This window comes from Cobetia sp. 14N.309.X.WAT.E.A4 (assembly GCF_030397495.1).
In the GTDB taxonomy this organism is placed as follows: domain Bacteria; phylum Pseudomonadota; class Gammaproteobacteria; order Pseudomonadales; family Halomonadaceae; genus Cobetia; species Cobetia marina.
Genome location: NZ_JAPNXT010000006.1, coordinates 237,163 through 256,641, shown reverse-complemented (window position 1 = coordinate 256,641; position 19,479 = coordinate 237,163). Strand labels below are relative to the sequence as shown.

Here is a 19,479-nt window from a genome sequence, read left to right as displayed (position 1 = left end):
TCTCACCACTGGCCGCGTCTCATGCCATCTGCTGGCGGATGGTGGGGAGGCGCTGCTCGACCAGCGCGATGAAGGCCTCGGTCACCGGTCGGCCCGGTGTGGTCGGATAGTGAAGCTCCAATGGCACCGCCCCGAGCGCCGGACGCAGGGGAATGAACTGACAGCCATCGCACTGCAGACGGCGGATGCAGCCGGGCGCGATGGCGACCCCCAGTCCGGCCGCGACCTCACTGAGCAGCGTCTGCATCATGGCCGGCTGGCGCTGGAGGCGCGGCGAGAAGCCGGCATCGCCGCAGGCGCTGATGATCTGATCAAATAGCCCCGTCGCCTGCGTGCGCTGAAACAGCACGAAGTCCTCCTGCGCAAGCTCGATCAGGGTGAGCCGCTTGCGGTGCGCCAGACGATGGCCCTGGGGTATCACCGCCATCAGCATGTCCTCGTAGACCGGCAGAGCCGTCAGGGTATCGCGCTGCTCGATGGGCAGCGGACGCGACAGGCCGAGGTCGATCTCGTCACGCGCGAAGGCATCCAGCTGCTGCTGGGCGCTCATCTCATGCAAGGTGAGGCTGACCTCGGGGTGGCTGGCGGCGAAGTCGCGCATCAGGCCGGGCACGAAGCTTGCGCAGGCCGAGCTCATGTAGCCGATGCGCAATGTGCCGGTCTGGCCGCTGGCGGCCATCGCCACGCGCTTGCGTGCCTGTGCCTCCAGCGCCAGCATGCGCTGCGCTTCTTCCAGCAACGCCTCGCCGGGTGCCGTCACTCGCACTTCCCGCGTATTGCGCCACAACAGACTCACGCCCAGTTCGGCTTCAAGATCGGCGATCTGGCGACTGATGGCAGGCTGAACGGTGTGCAGCTCGCGGGCGGCGGCCGAGAAGCTCCGGTGCGTCGCCACGGAAACGAAGGTTCTCAGTGTGCGCAGTTCCATGGCAGCTCTCGTCAGTTGATTGATGTCCATCAAGTATAAGTCATATCAAGTATCGTCATTTCTATTATCAATGCTCGCTCATTAGTCTGGGGACCTGCCAAGCCTCCCTCCGTCAGCTTTCTTCCTCTCGCGCCCTCCCGGCTTTCGTGTCTCACAAGCCAGGAGGGCGCGGCGATGCAGTGGCTGGCAAGAGGGCCCTGTTTCCGAGTGGAGCCGATATGACGACATCAACTTCCCGAGGTATCGCGCAGGATACGCGCGATACCTCTCGATCACTTTCTGGCGGCGGGCGTTTCACGCTGCTGGCGGTCGCCTGCCTGACCATCATGGTGGGTACCGTGGTGGCACCGGGGCTTCTGAGCATCGCCTCGGCGCTTGAGGTGGAGAGCCATGCCAGCTGGCTGATCACCCTGCCGTCGCTGGGCGCCGTGCTGTTTGCGCCTATCGCCGGACGCATGATCGACCGCCTCGGGGCCTATCGCGCGCTGACTGGCGGGCTGTTCCTGTATGGTCTGCTGGGGGCGGGCGGGGCACTGCTGGAAGGCACCGTCGCCGTGTTCGCTGATCGTATCCTGCTGGGGGGCGTCACCGCGGTCGTGATGGCGGGCGGCACCACGCTGATCTCCGAGTGGTATCATGGCCATGCGCGACTCAAGATGATTGCCCAGCAGGGCATGTCCATCGAACTTGGCGGTGTGATCTTCCTGTTCGTCAGTGGCGTGCTGGCAGGCATCGCCTGGCAGCTGCCTTTCCTGCTCTACCTGCTGGCCTGGTTGCTGCTGGCCATGCTGTGGATGATGGTGCCCAGGCAGTCACCTGCAGTCCCTGATGAAACGGTTGGCAAGTCGGGCCAGCAGGCGCTGTCCGCTTCGCTCACCAGTGTCTATCTGGCGGCGGCCATGGCCATGACGCTGTTCTTCACCGCCATCGTCATGCTGCCCAAGCGCCTGAACCTGCTGGGGCTGAACGAGGCCTCGACCGGCATCTTCCTGGCGGCGATCTCGATGGTCGCGGTGGTGGCGGCGATGTGGATGCCGAAGGTCTCACGTACCTTGCGCGAGATGCCGACGCTGGCACTGGCCTTCGTGCTGTATGCCGCCAGCCTGTTCGTCTTCCAGCAGGCCGAGAACATGGGGGTGATGAGCGCGGGTGCCGTGCTGGCCGGGATGGGCTTCGGCTTCTCGATTCCGCTGCTCAACCACATGACGGTGGAGCGCAGCCACGCACTGGTGCGTGGACGCAATCTCGCCTACCTGACGATGGCGATCTTCCTGGGCCAGTTCCTGACCTCCTTCCTGGAGTTCCTGCCCGGCGATGGCCGCCATGTCTTCGGTTTTGGCGCCGTGCTGGGCCTGATCTTCGCGGCTCTCTATCTGGGCATCCATCTGCTCAAGCGCGACAGTCGCGGCGCCTGAGTCATCCCGGGCAACGCCTGCCCGCTGCATATCGAGACGTGCGACGAAAAAAGCCCCGCGACCTGAGTGCCAGGTGGCGGGGCTTTCGGTATGTATCGTGATCACTTGTCGAACAGTATTCTCAGGCGGCGAATCATCACCCAGCCCATCAGGCCGCGCTTGATCAGGCTCAGGCCCTTCTTTGGCCGGAAACCTCCCCGGGCGGCAATCAGGCCGCCCACCAGAACCAACGGGCCACGGTATTGCTGCACCTTGGCCCAGCCACGGTCGATGGGGGCGGTTGCCTCCTTGAGGTCACGCATCGCATGACTGACGTCGAGGCGCTGCTGGCTGATGCGTGCTTCGAGTTCCGCACGCCTGGCATCGCGCGAATGCGCTTGCCGGCGACCGTTCCCCCCTGAGGGGGGCAGTGCCGGCTCACGCTGCGCGAGGGACTGTCTGGAAGAACTCATCTCGCCTCCTTTACAGGGGCTGGCAGGCGGGGGGCATCAGAGGTTTTCGCGTTGGCGCTGGCGTTCCAGTGCGTCGGCGCGGACGTCCTTGAGGCTGTCGCTGTCGCGGCTCAGATTGCTGAGCGTCGAGCGCAGCAGGCTGCGCTGGGAAGCGATCACCTTGACCCGCCAGGCGATCAATCCGCCCAGTGCCAGCAGGATACCGCCGCTCAAGGCGATGGCCAGCAGGCGATGGGTATCCCAGAAGGCCACGACCACCAGCAGGATCGCCAGGCCGATACCGAAGCAGATCAGCATCAGGGCGATACCTGACAGCAGCAGCATCACGAACAAGCGTTCGCGTTCCTCCTCGAGCTCCAGCACGGCGAGACGCAGACGCGTCTCGCCACTCTCCACCAGGCTCGCGGTCAGACGACGGATGGCGCCAAGTACGCGTTCAACCGGCCCTTGCTCCTGCATCAGCGACGGCCAAGCAGCATGCCGATGACGACACCGGCGGCAGCGCCGATACCGACACTGGTCCACGGGTTGTCGTGCACGTAGCGGTCAGCGCAGTCCGCGGATTCACGCGCGCTGGCGGCCAGACGGTCACCCTGGGCACTCAGTCGGGCACGAGTGGCTTCCAAGCGGGTCTGGGCGCGGGCACGCGCTTCCTTCATGCTCTCGCGGGAGTCCTCGGCCGAGGCGTGCAGCAGTTCCTCGACGGTCTGGGAGAGATGACGCAGGTCTTCCTTCAGCTGCTCGGTGTTGGCACCGGTGGCTGAATTGGCTGTGGTCGTATGATCACCGATTTTCTGCATGGCCATGTTGTGTCTCCTTCCCGTGTGTCGAATCAGATTTCGTGAATTGTGAGCGCCAGATGGCGCGCATGACTCTCGAACTCAGTCTTCCCTGGGGCGCCGCTGGCGGCAGGGCATGACCTTTTCAGGTCGCAGCGATTCCTGCCTGGCTGCGTCTTTTCTGGTCATGAACAAATCCTTGGGGCCACCGGGAACAAACACAAGGGCTGGCAATGCCTGGATGATGATATCGGGGGAGCCGAGGCGCATTCGTTGATCTGGATCAGGGAGGATGAATCCTGTCTGCACGGCCTGAAACGACGCAACGGGCAGCCTGGGCTGCCCGTTGCGTCGCGAGGGGATCATGGCTCGGCGGCCCGTGAGAGGCGCGCTGGCCGAAGATCAGGTCTCTGGCAGGCCGGCGAAGAAGGTGTTGATCGAGAAGCCCAGCCCCAGGCGGTTCACGCTGTGGTCGTAGTCGATGAGGCTCTCGCCATAGCCGTGGTAGTACTGCACGTAACCGCGCACCTTGCCGAACAGCGGGAAGGAGTAATCCAGCTGGTTGCCGAAATTGCCCTTGGAGGGGTTGCCGCGCACCATCCAGGTGAACTCGTGCTGATCCGCGGTATAGCCCACGGTGATGTCGCCGTAGCCGATGTAGTTGTAGAGGTCCGGATTGTCGTCCTCATCGGACTCCTCGGGCACGCGCCAATGCGGCGTGATCGCCACGGCCCAGTCGCCATTCTGGAACATCATGTCGGCATAGACCCGGTTCCAGCTGCGCGACAGCGGGTCGGAACGCCCGTTGGACTGATGGGCGAAACCGATGCGATTGCGCGTGTTGGTCCAGCCCAGCAGTTCATAGCGATTGTCGAACTGAAGGAAGGCTTCCGGCTCGTAGTTGGTCTCGCGGAACGGCGCCGAGGCATCGGAGTTGTAGGCCTGCCACCAGCTGCGCTGGGTATAGGCGAAGTACAGGTCGCCATTGTCATCGAAGATGTCATTCACCAGCCCGACCTTGAGACTGAGCTGGTACTTCACCTCGGTGTTGTCCACCTCGCCTTCACGGGTCACCTGGGCGAAGCTGCTCTCATTCGGGGTCGAGTTGTAGGCCCAGGGCAGCAGATAGTTGCGCTTGTAGGCGGTGATGGCCAGGGGATTGCTCTCGGCATCGTCCTCGAGCACCACCCGCTCCTCGGCACGTTTCTGAGCCAGGCTGTCCTGCCCCTGACTCTCCTGACCTTCCACGGAGGCAGGGGCGTCATCACTCGCCGCCAGCTCTGCGCCGCCACGTGCGGGTTGCGTATAGATCGGCGTGCGACGTGGATCGCTCTTGCGTGCCCCTGCACGCGCCTGGGCCGGAGTCATCCCCAGTTCTCGGGGCGTGAAGCGCTGGCCATTGGCCAGTACCACGCGGCCCTGGCTGTCCATGGTATAGGGCACGTCTGCGCTGGCCAGTGGGGCGCAGGTCAGCAGCGCTGACGCCAGCATTCCGGACAGGCATGCCGCGACTGGCCGAGAGCCGGTGGAGGTAGGGCAGAGAAGCATGGAAATATCCTGTCTGTAACACCGCAAGAGACGAGCAGCGCATTATGGGGCAACGATCATGACAAGTCTGCCATTCTACTGGCTGGCAGGCGTGGGGTGCCAGCTGGCAACCGACGACACCTCTGTCGCCTGCCGCTCACATCCCCATGGTGCGCTTGGCAGGGAGGTGTCGGAGCGATTGCGCCTGACTGAGGCTCAGTTGACAATGCAGGCATCGTGGACCCCGAGAGGTCTGCCTCTGGTAACGATGCGGGTGAGGAGATGGATGTGTCAGGCATGAATTCCTTGAGAGCGACGACGCGATGGATCGTGATGATGCTTGTCGTGCTGCTGTGCGCCTTGCCCGGCATGGCACAGGCCGTCGTGGAGCGCAGCGATGTGCAGGGCCAGCTGGAGGACCTGCAGAGCGTCGAGAAGCCTGACGCGGAGACACGCCAGCGGATCGCGGATCTCAAGGAAACCCTGACGGTACTCGATGATCTCGGTGAGGCCAACAGCAACCTCAAGGACATCAAGGCCGAGGTGAAGACGGCGCCGGGTGATCTGGCCGAGGCCCAGGCAGCGCTGGCGAGCCTGCCTCGCGACAGCACCAGTCAGCTCGACGAAGCGAGTCTCGCCGAGGAATCGGTGGAGGCATTGGATGCGCGCATGACGCGTATCCTGGACGAGCTCCAGAGCCTGCAGGACAAGCTCGCGAGTACCAATCGGCGCCTCATCAATGCCCAGAGTCTGCCGGAGCGCTCTCGTTCGACCCTGGCGGATGCCCAGCAGCAGGTGCAGCGCCTGCAGACCCAGCTCTCCGGCAGCGACAGCCAGGCACTGACCGGCACGGGCCGAGACCTGCTGGAGGCGCGTCTGGCCCTGGCCGAGGCACGTGGCGAGCTCAGCCACACCGAGCTCAACTCCAGTTCGCAGCTGCGAGAGCTGGCGCAGGTACGCAAGACGCTCTACAGCCGGCGTATCGAGACTCTCGAGCAGGACCTCAAGGTGGTGCAGAGCCTGGTCAACGCCAAGCGGCGAGACCAGTCCGAGCAGACCATCGCGGAGGCCACCAGCGGCGAGAATGCCGAGCTGGCCAGCAACCCCATCTTCCAGCAGGTCCTGAGTCGCAACCGTGAACTCAGCAGCCAGCTGCTGGCGATCACGGATCGCGTCAACGCCGTGATCCGCGATGGTCTCGAGGTGCGCACCCAGCTGGATCGCGTCACCCAGGTCGAGCGCACCATGAGCGAGCAGATCGAGGCCATCAAGGGCAGCGTGCTGCTGGCCCGTATCCTGCGTGAGCAACAGAGTCATCTGCCCAAGGTCGACGTGCGTCAGGACCTGAAGGAAGAGATCGCCGATCTGCGCCTCAAGCAGTTCGAACTCAACAAGGTGCGCGAACAGCTCGCGGACATTCCGCACTATCTGCAAAGCGAAGTGCTGAGCGAAAGCGCCGCGCTGGAGCGCCCCGGCGGCAACGCCGATGCCCAGACGGTCAGCTCCGAGCTGCGTCAGGCGCTGACTCGCCAGCTGGAGGCCCGCAAGGAGCTGGTCGACAAGCTCGACAAGGAATATGACAGCCTGCTGGCGCGCGCCATTGATCTGCAGCTCAACCAGCAGCAGTTGCTCGAAGTCTCCGGACGTCTGCGTCAGACCATCGAGGAGCAGCTCTTCTGGGTCGCCAACGGCAAGCCTCTGGACCTGGACTGGCTGTCGCGTACTCCACAAATGCTGGCGGACGAGCTCAAGCCCACCGTATGGCGCGGCGTGGTGGCGGGGCTGTCCAAGGGCTTCCAGCTCAATGATCTGTGGGTGGCGCTGCCGGGGCTGCTGTTGCTGATCTTCATCACCTGGAAGCGCTCGCACATCCGATCGCGCCTGGCGGACCTGCATGCCCAGATAGGCCGCCTCAAGCAGGACACCCAGCTGCACACTCCGCGGGCGATCCTGCTCAACGTGATGCTGGCGATCCCCGGTGCACTCGCGCTGGCACTGATCGGCAGCGTGCTGTCGCTGGGGGAGGGCGTCATGCTGTGGGCGCTGGGCCAGGCACTGCTCAAGCTGGCGCTGGCATGGGGGATCTTCGCCATCTTCCGGCGCCTGCTGGTCAAGGACGGCGTGGCCGAGCGTCACTTCCAGTGGCCCGCCAACTACGTGGCCGAGCTGCGCCGCCATCTGTGGTGGCTGGGCTGCGCGCTGCTGCCGGTCATCCTGACCACCAACATCATCAGCGAGGCGGATCTCAATCTGCTGGAGCGCCCGCTGGGTCTGCTGATCCTGTTCTCGGGGCTATGCGCGATGAGCTTCTGTCTCTCGCGGTTGATCCTGGCGCATGTGCCGTTCTTCGGTCTCAAGCTGTTCCGCCTGATTCTGGGGCTGGCCATGGCCATGGTGCCGGTGGCGCTGGGCGTGCTGATCTGCCTGGGGTATGAGTACACGGCACTGCGCCTCAGTGGACGCTTCATCACCACGCTGTTCCTGTTCGGTGCCTGGATTCTGGTCGAGGCCACCGTGGTGCGCGGGCTGGCAGTCGCGGCGCGCCGTCTGGCGTATCGACGTGCCGTGGCGCGTCGGCGAGCCCAGGTGCAGGAAGGCGCGGAGGGCGGCGTCGAGGTGGTCGAGGAGCCGCCGCTGGACATGGAGCAGGTCAATTCGCAGTCGCTGCGTCTGTCGAAGCTGATTCTGGTCATCAGCTTCATGTTCATCTTCTATCTGGTCTGGGCGGATCTGCTCAATGTGCTCAGCTACCTGGACAGCGTCGTGGTCTGGGAGATCGCCGCCTCGGCCGAGGGAGATTCCGCGACCCCCATCTCGCTGGCGGATCTGATCGCGGCGCTGGTCACTCTCGGAGTCGCGGTGATGATGGCGCGCAACCTGCCGGGCCTGCTGGAGGTCTCGATCCTGTCGCGGCTCGAACTCAAGCAGGGGTCGAGCTATGCCATCACCTCGCTGCTGTCCTACGTGATCATGGCGACGGGCTTCGTGATGACACTGGGCAGCATGGGCGTCAGCTGGGACAAGCTGCAGTGGCTGGTGGCGGCGTTGAGTGTCGGCCTGGGCTTCGGTCTGCAGGAGATCTTCGCCAACTTCATCTCGGGTCTGATCATCCTGTTCGAGCGCCCGGTACGCATCGGCGACACCATCACCATCGGCAATCTGCACGGGACGGTCAGTCGTATCCGTATCCGTGCCACCACGGTGACGGATTTCGACCGCAAGGAGATCATCATTCCCAACAAGGTGTTCGTGACCGACCAGCTGATCAACTGGTCACTCTCGGACAACGTGACGCGGGTGGTGCTCAACTTCGGCGTCGCCCATGGCAGTGATCTGGATCTGGCGCACCGCCTGCTGATGCAGGCCGCCCAGGAGAACAGGCGGGTGCTCAAGGACCCGGAGCCTCTGGTGTTCTGTCTGAGCTACAACAAGGACAACTTCGGCTTCGAGCTGCGCATCTACGTCAACGACCTTACCGACCGTCTGTATGCGACAGACGAGATCAATCGCTGGGTCGATGCACGCTTCCGCGAGAACGGTCTCAAGGTGGCCTTCCAGCAGATGGATGTCTGGCTGCATCGTCAGGATGGCACCGAGCGTCTCATCGAGCAGCGAGCGGCCACGGGCGAGCCGCTCAGAGCGGCCAGCGGCTCGCCGGAAAGCGTTGGAGCCGAGACGGGAGACGCACCGTCAAGCAGCGAACATCGTGAGGGCGGCGCCTTGATCGCTCGTCGCAAGCCGACCACCGGCGTGGGCGGCCGTGAAGATGCCGGGTTGCGCGAATCCGCGCCCGACGCGACGGACGGCGACGGGGGAGATGGCGGCGGCCGCTAGTCGTCGAGCGTGGCCGGTGAGGCCGGTGTTGCTTGAGTCTCAGGCGCAGGCCCGGTTTCAGACTCAGACTCAGAGTCAGGCTCAGAGCCAGACCTGGGCCCGGGCGCCGGGGCCCGAAACTCCAGCGCCCAGCGGCTCAGGAAGCTGGCCTGCTTGAGCCTGTCGAGGGTGGCGAGCAGGCCGGGGCCTATCTCGATGGGGCGCAGCGCGTTGCCGAGACGTTCACGCAGATCACGCGCGCTGCCGTCACCGCTCACCTCGGGATGCAATGCGCCCAGATCGCTGTCACTGGCCACCGCCTGTTGGCCCTCAAGACTCAACCACCAGTCCAGAAATGCCTCGCCGGCATCACCATGCGGTGCCTGGCGCGGCACGAACGCCAGTCGGCGCTGAATCAGCACGTAGTCTTCCGGCACGATCACCAGCAGCTCAGGGTGCGCGCGGGCAAAGGAGATGGCATAGGGCCCGACCAGGTTGTAGGCGATATCCACCTCGCCGTTGGCCAGTGCCTCGAGCATGGCGCCGGTGGTGGTCACCAGCCGTGCATCGGCCTGACCCATGGCGCGCACCAGTGTCCAGTAGCGAGGCGACTGACGGGCATCGGAGACGGCATAGGTGAAGCCGGAGCCGCTGCGACGCGGGTCGTAGGTGATCACGCGACCGCGCAGCAGCTCCCGGCGTGTCTCCAGCAGATGCCAGAGATCCCGATGACTGCGCAGGGCATCGCGAGGGTCGCGCAGTCCTTCGCTGTCGGCCAGACGTTTCAGCGCATCGCGGCGCGCCACCATCACGATGGGCTCGAAGCTCATGGCGAACAGCTCATTGCGCCAGCGTGAGCTTTCGGGCCAGCCTGTCAGGTTCGCGGCTTGCAGCGGTCGTGCATGGCCGCCATTGGCCAGACGGTACTGCAGGCCCATGGCCGAGGAGATCATCAGGTCGGCCCGAGGTGTCAGGGGGGCGGCCAGATAGCGGGCTTCCAGCGCCAGCGCGGAGCGATTGACGTAATGCAGCAGCATCCCGGGGTGTTCGCGGCTGTAGCGTTGCAGCAGCGGACGAATCTCGGGCAGATCCAGCGCCGCATGGATCACCAGATCCGCCTCTTCCCTGGACTGGACGGCCTGCGCGGCCACGGGCTCTCCTGCCTTGAGCCAGAGTGCCTGATGCTCATCGAGTTGCGGGTCGAAGCTCGCGGTGTCCTGTGCCGAGCACAACGACGCGACGGCCAGCCCGACGACGGTGAGCACGGCGGCCCAGCAGCGGTGCGTTCTCAACATGCATCCCCCTTGGGGCCGGTCGATGCCTCGCGTGAGGCTGGGGCAGTGGCGGTCACGGGAGGCGGGCAGGGCAGCAGGTGAAAGCTCACGCGCAGTCCCGGCCGAGCGCCATCAGCGGGGGCAGGGTCGGAGGCCTCCAATGACAGCCGGGCATCGTGGTGGCGGGCAATGCCATCGACGATGGCAAGCCCGAGCCCTGCGCCACTCTGCTCGGGTATCTGGCCGCCTGAGGCATCGGACATCGGCTGGGCGGCCGGGTGCTGGTCTGCCCGGGCATGGCGATGAAAGGGGCGCAGCACCAGCAGACGCCGCTCCGGCGTGATGCCCGGGCCATCATCCTCGACGCTCAGGCGCAGACGGCCTGGCGTGGCCGATTCACGTGCCGCGTCTTCTCCGCTGGCGGGTATCGCGTGCTCGCGGCTCAGCGTCACGGTCACTACCCGCGCGCCATGCTTGCAGGCGTTGTCGATCATGTTGGCCAGCGCCTCCTGCAGTTGCCAGTCCACACCCGGCGTCCAGGCGGCATGGTCGATGTCCGGCGCGATCTCGAGGCCGAGATCCACACCGGCGCGATCACAGCGCAGGAAATGACGGCTGACCGTGTCGCGCACCAGGCTCGAGAGCTCCAGCGGCACCCGAGGAGGTTGCACTTCCGGATTGTTAAGGCGTGTCAGCGACAGCAGCTGATTGGCCAGGTGGGCGGTGTGGCTGGCAGTGGCCTGCATCTGTGCCAGTGCCGCGTGCCAGGCGCTCGGGTCCTGCTGGCGCAGGGCCAGTTCGGCATGCGCGGAGAGACCGGCCAGGGGCGTGCGCAACTGATGGGAGGCATCGCCGATGAAACGCTCCTGATTGGCACGGACCCGGCGCATGCGGGACAGCAGCTCATTGAGGGCATGCTTGAGTTCCTCAAGCTCGCGCGGCAGCGTCAGCTGCAAGGCCGCCAGGCTGCGCGGGTCGCGTTCGCGGATGGCTCGCCGCAGCCGCGTGAGGGGCGCAAGCGCCATGCGCACGCCCACCAGCACCACCATCAGGGCCAGAATGGCCATGCCTGCCAGGCGCACCAGCGAGCCACGGTACAGCTCCTGGGTCAGCGCATCGCGCCCTTCGCGGGTATGGGCGACACGAATGCTGAAGCGTTGGCCATGACGCGGGTCATCACCCCAGCCACCGAGGCGGGTATCGAGCGTGCCCAGGCGCAGTGCCTGCCCCTGCCAGGCGATGTCGCGAAAGGCCAGTTCGCCACTGCGTCCCGCCATCTCGTCCCGCGTGCCATGCGCGCCGGCCTCGCTTCGTGCATCGGGCAGCCGCGTATTGCCCGTGACCTGCTCGCCATCGGCGTCCACCAGGCTGTAGAAGACCCGCTCCTGGGCATCGGTGGCCAGCATTTCCAGGGCTGCCGGCGGCAGGTCGAGCCATAGCTGACCATCCTGCCATTTGACCTGCTCGGCGATGGTCACCAGCGAGGCTTCCAGCAGACGATCATAGGCGCGGTCCGCGGCTTCACGCGCGGACAGGAAGGCCTGCACCAGCAACAGGGTACCCAGGGCCAGCAGCGGGATCAGCAGCCAGCTCAGCAGACGACGATAGAGACTGACGGGCTGTTGGGCATCGCGTGGTGGCTGTGGGGACGCCGTGGCCTGGTGAGAGTCGAGCGCGCTCAAGGAGTCCGGCTCTCCGCCGGGGCCTGTTCCAGCAGATAGCCGAGGCCGCGAATGGTGCGCAGACTGACGTCGCTGCCGTCCAGGCGCTTGCGCAGGCGGTGGACATAGACCTCGATGGCATTGTCGCCGACCGCCTCCTGCTCGCCGAAGGCCTCGCGGGTCAGGCGGGCCTTGTCCACCGGCTCACCGGCGTGCTGGATCAGGCAGCCAAGTAGACGCTGCTCGCGCGGGGGCAGTGACAGCGGTGCCTCGGCCAGCAGGAAGCGACCATTCAGCGGCTCGAAGGCCAGACTGCCCACCACCAGTCGCTGTTCGAGCGCCCGGCCCTGATGCGTGGCCTGGCTGGCCTGATGATTGGCATGACGACGCAGCAGAGCACGCACGCGGGCTTCCAGTTCATCGAGCACGAAGGGTTTGGCGAGGTAGTCGTCGGCACCGAGATCCAGTCCGCGTACGCGATCCTCGATGGCGCCGCGGGCGGTGAGAATCAGGACCGGGGTATGGCGATCGTGCTCACGCAGGGCGGCCAGTATCTCGAGCCCCGAGGCGCCGGGCAGGTTGAGATCCAGCACGACCAGCGCGAAGCCGTGCGGCTGCCCTGGCGAGAGTCGCGCCAGCGCCGCGCTGCCATCGGCCAGGTGCGTGACGTCGAGTCCCTCGCTGATGAAGACACTGTGCAGGGTGTTGGAGAGCAGCGCGTCGTCCTCCACCAGCAGCAGTGACGGCGTCTGTCGGGAAGGTGTGGAAGGTGTCGATTGCGTGGGGGTCATCCGGGCTCCGGGAGATGCACGGTATTCCCGTTCAGGTGGCTGCCGAAGGCACCACGATTCACGGTAGGATCATCAGGGCAACAAGCCATGTGGCTAGCGTACCATCGCAGGCCCCTCTCGTGCCGCTGGCAAGGATGTCGGAATGTCACTCATCTCGTTCGCGCGCGCTGTCAGACAGCGCTTCAGGACTCCATCCGTGGATAACGATCAGTGGAAATCGCTGGCGGTCTCGCTGGCGCTGGGCGTGGCGGGAGGCAGCCTCTTCCAGCTGACCGGCATGCCGCTGGCGTGGATGCTGGGGCCGTTGGTCGCCAATCTGCTCGGTGCCATGGCCGGGCTGACACTCGCCGTGCCGGAGCGATTGCGCAGCCTGTTTCTCGGGGTGCTGGGTCTGACGTTGGGAGCGCGAGTGTCGCCGGAGCTGGTCTCGCACCTTGCCAGCTGGTGGCTGTCGGGGACATTGCTGTTGCTCGGCGTGCTGGCCTCGACACTGGCCTGTGCCGCCTGGTATCGACGCTGCGGCTTCGATGCCACCAGTGCCTGGTTCGCCTCGGTGCCCGGGGTGCTGACGGCGATGGTGATCATCGGGGAGCGCAGTGGCGGCGATGCCCAGCGTATCGCGGTGGCCCAGTCGCTGCGCGTGCTGCTGGCGATACTCATCCTGCCGCCGCTCTACTGGCTGCTGGAGGGTGGCGGTGGAGCGGACGGGGCAGGCGACCCGCCGGTGAGCGGGCTGTGGCTGGTACTGACGCTGCCATTGCTGTTGCCTCTGGGCAGGCGCCTGCGCTTGCCGAATGCCGCGTTGCTGGGGCCATTGCTGGTGGCGATGGCGTTGTCATTGGCCGAGGTGGTGCGCTTTGCGCCCCCGATATGGGGGACGGATGTGATGCAGCTGGTGCTGGGCTGCGCCATCGGGGCACGTTTCAAGGGGCTGTCGCCCGCCAGACTGGCGGGGCTGATGGGGCAATCGGGGGTCGCGACACTGATCGCGCTTGCGGTACTGGGTGGCTTCGCCGAAGTGATCCATCAGGCAATGGGCGTGCCGCGCGATGTGGCCTTTCTGGCACTGGCACCGGGCGGTATCGGCGAGATGGCACTGCTGGCGGTGGCGCTGGATCTCGATCCCGTCTTCGTCGCCTTTCATCACCTTCTGCGCATGATCGTACTGATGCTGGCGCTACCGCTGATGGTGCGCCATTTCCGGAGGCGTGCGCCGGTACCTGACGGCGAGGCGTGCGATGAGAGGAAGGGGGAGTGAGGCGCTGCGACATCTCCTCTTGTGAGGGCGGCAACACGCTGTTATAGTGTGCGCCTTGATCACGCCAAGTGCTTGAAGTTCAAGCGATTGGCTCGGTAGTTCACCGATTGATCATGTCTGTGGTGGCCCTGTTGGTCCTCCCGCAATGCTAGGCTGCAAACCCCGCCAGGCCCGGAAGGGAGCAACGGTAGTGGCTGACGCGTGTGCCGGGATGTGGCTGATGGGGCCGCCTCCATTTCAGGGCAGCAAAGATCCGCATGCCTGAAATGCCACGTCTACGTGTTCCCCCCGCAAGTCCCCTGATCGACTCCTTCGTATGTTGCCATGCCCTGTCGGGCGTCTTGTCGTGTCCGTCTTGTGCCTTTGGCTTCCCTGTTCGGCGCTTATGTTCAATATCCGCGTCCAGCACCCGCGTTCGGCGCTTATGTTCAACACTCGCGTTCGGCATCTATGACCAACACCCGTGTGCGATCCTCATGCTTGATCATCATGTTCGACTGTCATGTTCCGCCGTCGGGCCCGTCATGCGGGCCTGGAGACAGCAATCCCGTTGCACAAGTGGTTACGTGCTTTGAAGCCACTCGGCAAGTCGCTAGAATGAGCGCATTCTCAGCGAGGCCGCGTCATCGGTCTCCGTCTGTCGACTGTCGGTGGTGACGCTTATCCGGGTCGTGCAGGCTTTCCGCTCATGTTTCAGATCACCCAAGGAATGCCTCGCTCAATGAGCTATCAGGTATTGGCGCGCAAGTGGCGCCCGCGCAATTTTCACGAACTGATCGGTCAGGAGCATGTCAGCCGTGCGCTGGTCAATGCCCTCGATCAGGGGCGCCTGCACCATGCCTATCTGTTCACCGGGACTCGCGGTGTCGGCAAGACGACGCTGGCGCGCATTCTCGCCAAGTGTCTGAACTGCGAGGAGGGTGTCAGCTCCAGACCCTGCGGCGTGTGTGGCACCTGTCGCGAGATCGACGAGGGGCGCTTCGTCGACCTGATCGAAGTCGACGCCGCCTCGCGGACCAAGGTCGAGGACACGCGTGAGCTTTTGGACAACGTCCAGTACGCCCCGACCCAGGGACGCTACAAGGTGTACCTCATCGATGAGGTGCACATGCTGTCGACCCATAGTTTCAATGCGCTGCTCAAGACGCTGGAAGAGCCGCCGCCCCACGTGAAATTCCTGCTCGCGACCACCGACCCGCAGAAGCTGCCGGTCACCATCCTGTCGCGCTGTCTGCAGTTCACGCTCAAGAACATGCCGCCGGTCCGCGTGGTCGAGCACCTCACCGACATTCTCGGGCGTGAGGAAGTCAGCTTCGAGGAAGACGCGCTGTGGTTGCTCGGCAAGGCCGCCGATGGCTCGATGCGTGACGCCATGAGTCTGACCGACCAGGCGATCGCCTTCGGCCATGGACAGGTGCGGCGCGAAGATGTCGCCGCCATGCTGGGCACCCTGGATCACCGTCATGTGCTGGCGCTGCTGGAATGTCTGGCGGATTTGAACGCCGCGAGTCTGCTGGCGGAGGTCGCGACGCTGGCCGAGCAGGGCCCGGATTACGGCGGTGTGCTGGATGACATGGCCTCCGTCTTCCATCGCCTGGCGATCGCCCAGATGGTGCCGAGCGCGCTGGACAACGGCCATGGTGACCGTGATGCACTGCTGGCGCTGGCCAGCCGCTTCACTGGCGAAGACGTGCAGCTCTATTACCAGATCGCCCTGCAGGGGCGCGCCGACATGGCCAATGCGCCGGATGCCCGCACCGCGCTGGAGATGACGTTGCTGCGCATGCTGGCCTTCCGCCCGCAGGGCGTGCCGCGTCCGGCGCAGACGCCGCGTCCGGCGCAGACGCCGCTGCCGATGACCGGCCAGCCGGAGGGCGCCGCTCAAGCCCCGGCACCACAGGCGTCCGCGCCGCAGGCTCCGGCTCAACAGGCTCCTGTTCAACAAGCTCCGGCTCAGCAGGCTCCTGTTCAAGAAGCACCGGTACAGCAGGCCCCGGCTGCCTCTGTGGCTCCCGCCGCGGCGCAGTCTGCCGCACCGGTGACTGAAGCACGGCCGCCGATGGCCGATGAGCCGCCCCCCTGGGCGACGGAGGACGTTCCCCATGACGCCCGGGATGCCGGCTTTCGCGACCTGACACAAGATGAGCCCCAGACATCGGCCGCGACAGGGTCAGCGCCGGCTGCCGAGCCAGCCCCGGCGATGTCTGCCACGGGTGCGCAAGCGTCGGAGCCGGTGGCTGCGCCCGCACTGGCAGCCGCTGCGCCCAGCTCGGCGATGTCACGCCTGAGCGCCGCCTTTGGTTCGGCGCAACCGGAACCGGAACCGGAGCCGAAACCGGAGCCGAAACCGGAGCCGGAACCGGAACCCGCTGAAGCATCAGTACCGGAGCCTGCTGAAACAGCAGCGCCGACGTCTGCTGAATTGTCAGCGCCAGCACAACCAGAGCCTGCTGCGCCGGTCGTGTCTGAGCCGGTCATGCCCAAGCCTGTCGAGGCAGCGGAACCGATGCCGGCAGCGGCTCCCGCGCCGGTTCAGGCATCAGCGCCTGCGCCATCCGATGCGCCGAGTGGTGATGGCCGCTTGAATCACGCGGCGTGGCTGGAGCTATTCCCGGCGCTGGGGCTTGGCGGCATCACACGCAACATCGGTGCGCACTGTCTGGTCGAGCACGATGATGGCACGCACCTCAAGCTGAGGCTGGACCCTGCCCAGTCCGCGATGATGGCGGATGTCCACCGGGAGCGCATTCACAAGGCGCTGGCAGGGCAGGGCGTGGTGCGGGAACTCGAGATCAATGTCGGCCCGCTGCCGGAGGGTCTCGAGACACCTCACAGCCGACGCATTCGACTGCTGGGTGAGCGTCAGCTGCGGGCGGTTGAAGCCTTGCGTGCTGACCCGCATATCCAGTCATTGGAGCAGCAATTGGGCGCGCGCTTGATCGAGGAAAGCGTCAACTCCTTCGAGCCGGACAATTTCTGATCGAGCGTCATCGGTCACCGCGACCGGTGACGCTCCCGGATTCCGGGGGGACGTGCTTGCGGGCATGTGCCCCCACGCCAGCCATGCCAGATGGCGCGGCTGGCAGACAGCATTTATCGTTAGTTCATGTACAACACGTCATTGATGAGGTGAGCCATGTTTGGTGGAAAAGGCGGTATGGGCAACATCATGAAGCAGGCGCAGGAAATGCAGGAGCGCATGCAGAAGGTCCAGGAAGAAGCGGCCAAGGCCGAAGTCCAGGGAGAAGCCGGTGCCGGCATGGTCAAGATCACCATGAACGGGCGCCATGACGTCTCGCGCGTCGAGGTCGACCCGAGCCTGATGGAAGAGGACAAGGAACTGCTGGAAGACCTGCTGGCCGCTGCCGTCAACGACGCGGTGCGCAAGGTCGAGGTCAATTCCAAGAAGCAGATGGAAGAGGCGACTGCGGGTCTCAACCTTCCGGCCGGCTTCAAGATGCCGTTCTGATGGGATTCTCGCCGCTGGTCGATCAGCTGCTGGATGCCCTGCGCGTGCTGCCGGGCGTCGGTCCGCGTACCGCACAGCGCATGGCGCTGCATCTGCTGGAGCGTGATCGCATGGGGGCCGACCGGCTGGTCGGTGTACTCGGCGAGGCGCTGGAGCGTGTCGGCTATTGCGCGCGCTGCCGGACGCTGACGGAAGAAGAGATCTGTCAGCTGTGCCTGAGTCCTCGGCGTGATGAGCGAGTGCTGTGCGTGGTGGAGTCCCCCGCGGACCAGCTTGCCATCGAAGGGGCGGGTGGCTACGTGGGACGTTACTTCGTGCTGCATGGCCACCTGTCACCGCTGGACGGCATCGGGCCTGAGGACATCGGTCTGGATGCGCTGGAAACCCGTGTGCGCGAGAGTCAGATCGAAGAGCTGGTGCTGGCCACCAACCCGACGGTCGAGGGTGAAGCCACCGCGCACTACATCGCCGAGCAGCTTCGCGATGTGGCGCATGGCGGGCAGCCCCTCAAGCTGACACGGCTGGCCTATGGCGTGCCGATGGGTGGCGAGCTGGAATATGTCGATGGTGGTACGCTGAGTCGTGCCTTCAGCGGCCGATTGCCCTTTACCCTCGGCGAGATCTGAACGTGTCGGGTTCGCCCGATCGCGTTTCGCCAGCGGCATGTCCTTGACGCGGAGCGTCCGAAAGGCAACAACAGCAGCACGTCTGCGGGCGTGGTGGTCAGGAACCACCACGCCCGCCGTCGTTTCCGCCCGGTGTCTGGCGAGTGCCCGTCACCCTTCATTTATCGCTTGCCCGGGCAAGCCAGTCACCATGAGATATTCTTGCAGATGAGTGATCAATCCGCCGCCACCGCACTGCTGTCAGAGCTAGACTTCGACGCCATCTGGGTCGAGACCCCCGAAGCGCTGGCCGCTGCCTGTGCCGAACTTGAGGGCGCCGACTGGTTGGCGCTGGACACCGAGTTCATCCGTGAGTCCACCTTCTTCCCGATTCCGGCACTGGTGCAGCTGATGGCGGCCCGCGATGGTGAGCTGCCCGGTGCGGATGGCAAGACGCCGCGCATCTTCCTGATCGACCCCACGGTGGTGCCGGCCAGTGACGCGCTCAAGCGTCTGCTGGGTCCTGAGGGGCCGCTCAAGCTGCTGCATGCCTGCGGCGAGGACATGGAAGTCTTCCTGCGCTGGGCGGGCGTGGCGCCGGCACCGCTGATCGATACCCAGATCGCCGAAGGGCTCACGGGTGGCGAGGCCTCCATGGGTTATCAGCGTCTGGTCGAACGTGTGGCCGGCATCACGGTGCCCAAGGAAGAGACGCGCTCCAACTGGCTCAAGCGTCCGCTGAGTCAGGCGCAGTGTGACTATGCCGCTCTGGACGTGCTGTTCCTGCCGCAGGTCTGGGCACAGCAGCGTGAGGTCCTGAATCAGCTGGGTCGCATGGCCTGGCTGGAAGAGGACTGCAGTGCCCCGGGCAGCAGCGGGGGTGCCACGCCGGACCCGGAGTACTGGAAGCGCCATCGCAGCCTGTGGAAGCTCACGCCGCGTGGGCTGGCCGCCTGGCAGTCCCTGTGCGAGTGGCGTGAGGCCCAGATTCGTCTGCGTGACGTGCCGCGCTCGCGCCTGCTGGCGGATGCCCAGCTGTTCGCCATCTGCGAGCGTCTGCCGGTCAATCGTTTCGAGCTGGCCAAGGTCGAGGGGCTCCACCCGCCGCAGATCAAGCGCATCGGCGACAGCGTGCTGGAAATTCTCAAGGACGTGGCGATGATCGATGACAGCCAGTTGCCGCGCGTGCCGCCGTCGCCGTTGGCGCCGGAATGGAAGGCGCGCATGAAGCGCCTCAAGCGTGAGGTCAACGCGGTCGCCGAGGCCCAGGACCTCAAGCCGGAGATTCTCGGCAAGCGTCGCGACATGGAAGCGCTGGTGATCGCCGACTACGAAGGTGAGCCGCTGCCGTTGCCGGGTGGCTGGCGCGGCGCGCTGCTGGCCGAGCGCCTCGCCAAGGCGTTCCAGCCGGAATGAGTCAAGGATTGCCTCCGGCATGGCCGGGGGCGATCACGTAACCAATGTGAGACGTCGTGCGCTCGTGTCCCGTGCGCACGCTGATGCGCGC

General features: G+C 65.3%; 15 protein-coding genes and 1 other RNA gene. 8 read left to right on the top strand and 8 right to left on the bottom strand.

From position 1 onward, the window contains the following. Positions 1 to 19: 19 nt before the first annotated feature. Positions 20 to 928, bottom strand: a complete 909-nt coding sequence (locus tag OW493_RS10655; RefSeq protein ID WP_289864094.1) for a LysR family transcriptional regulator — start codon at positions 926 to 928, stop codon at positions 20 to 22. A gap of 218 nt (positions 929 to 1,146) precedes the next feature. Here OW493_RS10655 and OW493_RS10650 point away from each other — a divergent pair, with 218 nt between their 5' ends. Beyond that, positions 1,147 to 2,343: an MFS transporter gene (locus tag OW493_RS10650; RefSeq protein ID WP_289864092.1), complete on the top strand. Its 1,197-nt coding sequence runs from the start codon at positions 1,147 to 1,149 to the stop codon at positions 2,341 to 2,343. Positions 2,344 to 2,444: 101 nt separating this feature from the next. On the opposite strand, the gene OW493_RS10645 is transcribed toward OW493_RS10650, so the two are convergent. The 4 genes from OW493_RS10645 to OW493_RS10630 all read right to left on the bottom strand — a co-directional run bounded on the left by OW493_RS10645 (position 2,445) and on the right by OW493_RS10630 (position 5,122). Beyond that, positions 2,445 to 2,795 (bottom strand): YqjK-like family protein, encoded by a 351-nt coding sequence (locus tag OW493_RS10645; RefSeq protein ID WP_084207957.1) that lies wholly within the window; start codon positions 2,793 to 2,795, stop codon positions 2,445 to 2,447. Between the two features lie 36 nt (positions 2,796 to 2,831). Continuing rightward, positions 2,832 to 3,254, bottom strand: coding sequence for a phage holin family protein (locus OW493_RS10640; RefSeq protein ID WP_043333873.1), 423 nt, complete (start codon positions 3,252 to 3,254; stop codon positions 2,832 to 2,834). Continuing rightward, entirely contained in the window at positions 3,254 to 3,601 is a 348-nt protein-coding gene (locus tag OW493_RS10635; RefSeq protein WP_077375457.1) for a DUF883 family protein, read from the bottom strand. Before OW493_RS10635 ends, OW493_RS10640 begins: the two co-directional genes overlap by 1 nt. Before the next feature lie 375 nt (positions 3,602 to 3,976). After that, a complete protein-coding gene (locus OW493_RS10630; RefSeq protein WP_254696555.1) occupies positions 3,977 to 5,122 on the bottom strand; it encodes a phospholipase A in 1,146 nt (381 codons plus the stop codon). 276 nt (positions 5,123 to 5,398) lie between these two features. On the opposite strand from OW493_RS10630, the gene mscK reads away from it, so the two are divergent. Further along, positions 5,399 to 8,935: a mechanosensitive channel MscK gene (mscK, locus tag OW493_RS10625; protein WP_254696554.1), complete on the top strand. Its 3,537-nt coding sequence runs from the start codon at positions 5,399 to 5,401 to the stop codon at positions 8,933 to 8,935. Here mscK and OW493_RS10620 read toward each other — a convergent pair. The 3 genes from OW493_RS10620 to OW493_RS10610 are packed head-to-tail and all read right to left on the bottom strand — an operon-like array spanning position 8,932 to position 12,640. Beyond that, positions 8,932 to 10,209 carry an ABC transporter substrate-binding protein gene (locus tag OW493_RS10620; protein ID WP_271303151.1) on the bottom strand — a complete coding sequence of 426 codons (1,278 nt, stop codon included), beginning with the start codon at positions 10,207 to 10,209 and terminating at the stop codon, positions 8,932 to 8,934. The genes mscK and OW493_RS10620 overlap by 4 nt on opposite strands. After that, positions 10,203 to 11,870: a sensor histidine kinase gene (locus OW493_RS10615; RefSeq protein ID WP_289864088.1), complete on the bottom strand. Its 1,668-nt coding sequence runs from the start codon at positions 11,868 to 11,870 to the stop codon at positions 10,203 to 10,205. The genes OW493_RS10620 and OW493_RS10615 overlap by 7 nt, the downstream gene beginning before the upstream one ends. Beyond that, complete coding sequence (locus OW493_RS10610) at positions 11,867 to 12,640, bottom strand: response regulator transcription factor (protein WP_271303149.1); 774 nt, start codon at positions 12,638 to 12,640, stop codon at positions 11,867 to 11,869. Before OW493_RS10610 ends, OW493_RS10615 begins: the two co-directional genes overlap by 4 nt. A gap of 196 nt (positions 12,641 to 12,836) precedes the next feature. Here OW493_RS10610 and OW493_RS10605 point away from each other — a divergent pair, with 196 nt between their 5' ends. The 6 genes from OW493_RS10605 (at position 12,837) to rnd (ending at position 19,388) form a co-directional block, all read left to right on the top strand. Continuing rightward, a complete protein-coding gene (locus OW493_RS10605; RefSeq protein ID WP_289864087.1) occupies positions 12,837 to 13,898 on the top strand; it encodes an AbrB family transcriptional regulator in 1,062 nt (353 codons plus the stop codon). A gap of 129 nt (positions 13,899 to 14,027) precedes the next feature. After that, positions 14,028 to 14,124, top strand: an RNA gene (gene ffs, locus OW493_RS10600) — signal recognition particle sRNA small type. 495 nt (positions 14,125 to 14,619) lie between these two features. Then, complete coding sequence (gene dnaX, locus OW493_RS10595) at positions 14,620 to 16,878, top strand: DNA polymerase III subunit gamma/tau (RefSeq protein WP_289864085.1); 2,259 nt, start codon at positions 14,620 to 14,622, stop codon at positions 16,876 to 16,878. A 156-nt stretch (positions 16,879 to 17,034) separates the two neighbouring features. Then, positions 17,035 to 17,367, top strand: a complete 333-nt coding sequence (locus tag OW493_RS10590) for a YbaB/EbfC family nucleoid-associated protein (RefSeq protein WP_077375440.1) — start codon at positions 17,035 to 17,037, stop codon at positions 17,365 to 17,367. Continuing rightward, entirely contained in the window at positions 17,367 to 17,993 is a 627-nt protein-coding gene (gene recR, locus OW493_RS10585; protein WP_077375437.1) for a recombination mediator RecR, read from the top strand. Before OW493_RS10590 ends, recR begins: the two co-directional genes overlap by 1 nt. Before the next feature lie 207 nt (positions 17,994 to 18,200). Next, positions 18,201 to 19,388 carry a ribonuclease D gene (rnd, locus tag OW493_RS10580; protein ID WP_289864081.1) on the top strand — a complete coding sequence of 396 codons (1,188 nt, stop codon included), beginning with the start codon at positions 18,201 to 18,203 and terminating at the stop codon, positions 19,386 to 19,388. Positions 19,389 to 19,479 lie beyond the last annotated feature (91 nt).

Coding starts and splice junctions, on each gene's coding strand:
- OW493_RS10590 (WP_077375440.1), top strand. CDS start 17,035: ATGTTTGGTGGAAAAGGCGGTATGGGCAACATCATGAAGCAGGCGCAG.
- rnd (WP_289864081.1), top strand. CDS start 18,201: ATGAGTGATCAATCCGCCGCCACCGCACTGCTGTCAGAGCTAGACTTC.
- OW493_RS10650 (WP_289864092.1), top strand. CDS start 1,147: ATGACGACATCAACTTCCCGAGGTATCGCGCAGGATACGCGCGATACC.
- OW493_RS10640 (WP_043333873.1), bottom strand. CDS start 3,254: ATGCAGGAGCAAGGGCCGGTTGAACGCGTACTTGGCGCCATCCGTCGT.
- OW493_RS10610 (WP_271303149.1), bottom strand. CDS start 12,640: ATGACCCCCACGCAATCGACACCTTCCACACCTTCCCGACAGACGCCG.
- OW493_RS10645 (WP_084207957.1), bottom strand. CDS start 2,795: ATGAGTTCTTCCAGACAGTCCCTCGCGCAGCGTGAGCCGGCACTGCCC.
- recR (WP_077375437.1), top strand. CDS start 17,367: ATGGGATTCTCGCCGCTGGTCGATCAGCTGCTGGATGCCCTGCGCGTG.
- mscK (WP_254696554.1), top strand. CDS start 5,399: ATGAATTCCTTGAGAGCGACGACGCGATGGATCGTGATGATGCTTGTC.
- OW493_RS10655 (WP_289864094.1), bottom strand. CDS start 928: ATGGAACTGCGCACACTGAGAACCTTCGTTTCCGTGGCGACGCACCGG.
- OW493_RS10630 (WP_254696555.1), bottom strand. CDS start 5,122: ATGCTTCTCTGCCCTACCTCCACCGGCTCTCGGCCAGTCGCGGCATGC.
- OW493_RS10620 (WP_271303151.1), bottom strand. CDS start 10,209: ATGTTGAGAACGCACCGCTGCTGGGCCGCCGTGCTCACCGTCGTCGGG.
- OW493_RS10635 (WP_077375457.1), bottom strand. CDS start 3,601: ATGGCCATGCAGAAAATCGGTGATCATACGACCACAGCCAATTCAGCC.
- dnaX (WP_289864085.1), top strand. CDS start 14,620: ATGAGCTATCAGGTATTGGCGCGCAAGTGGCGCCCGCGCAATTTTCAC.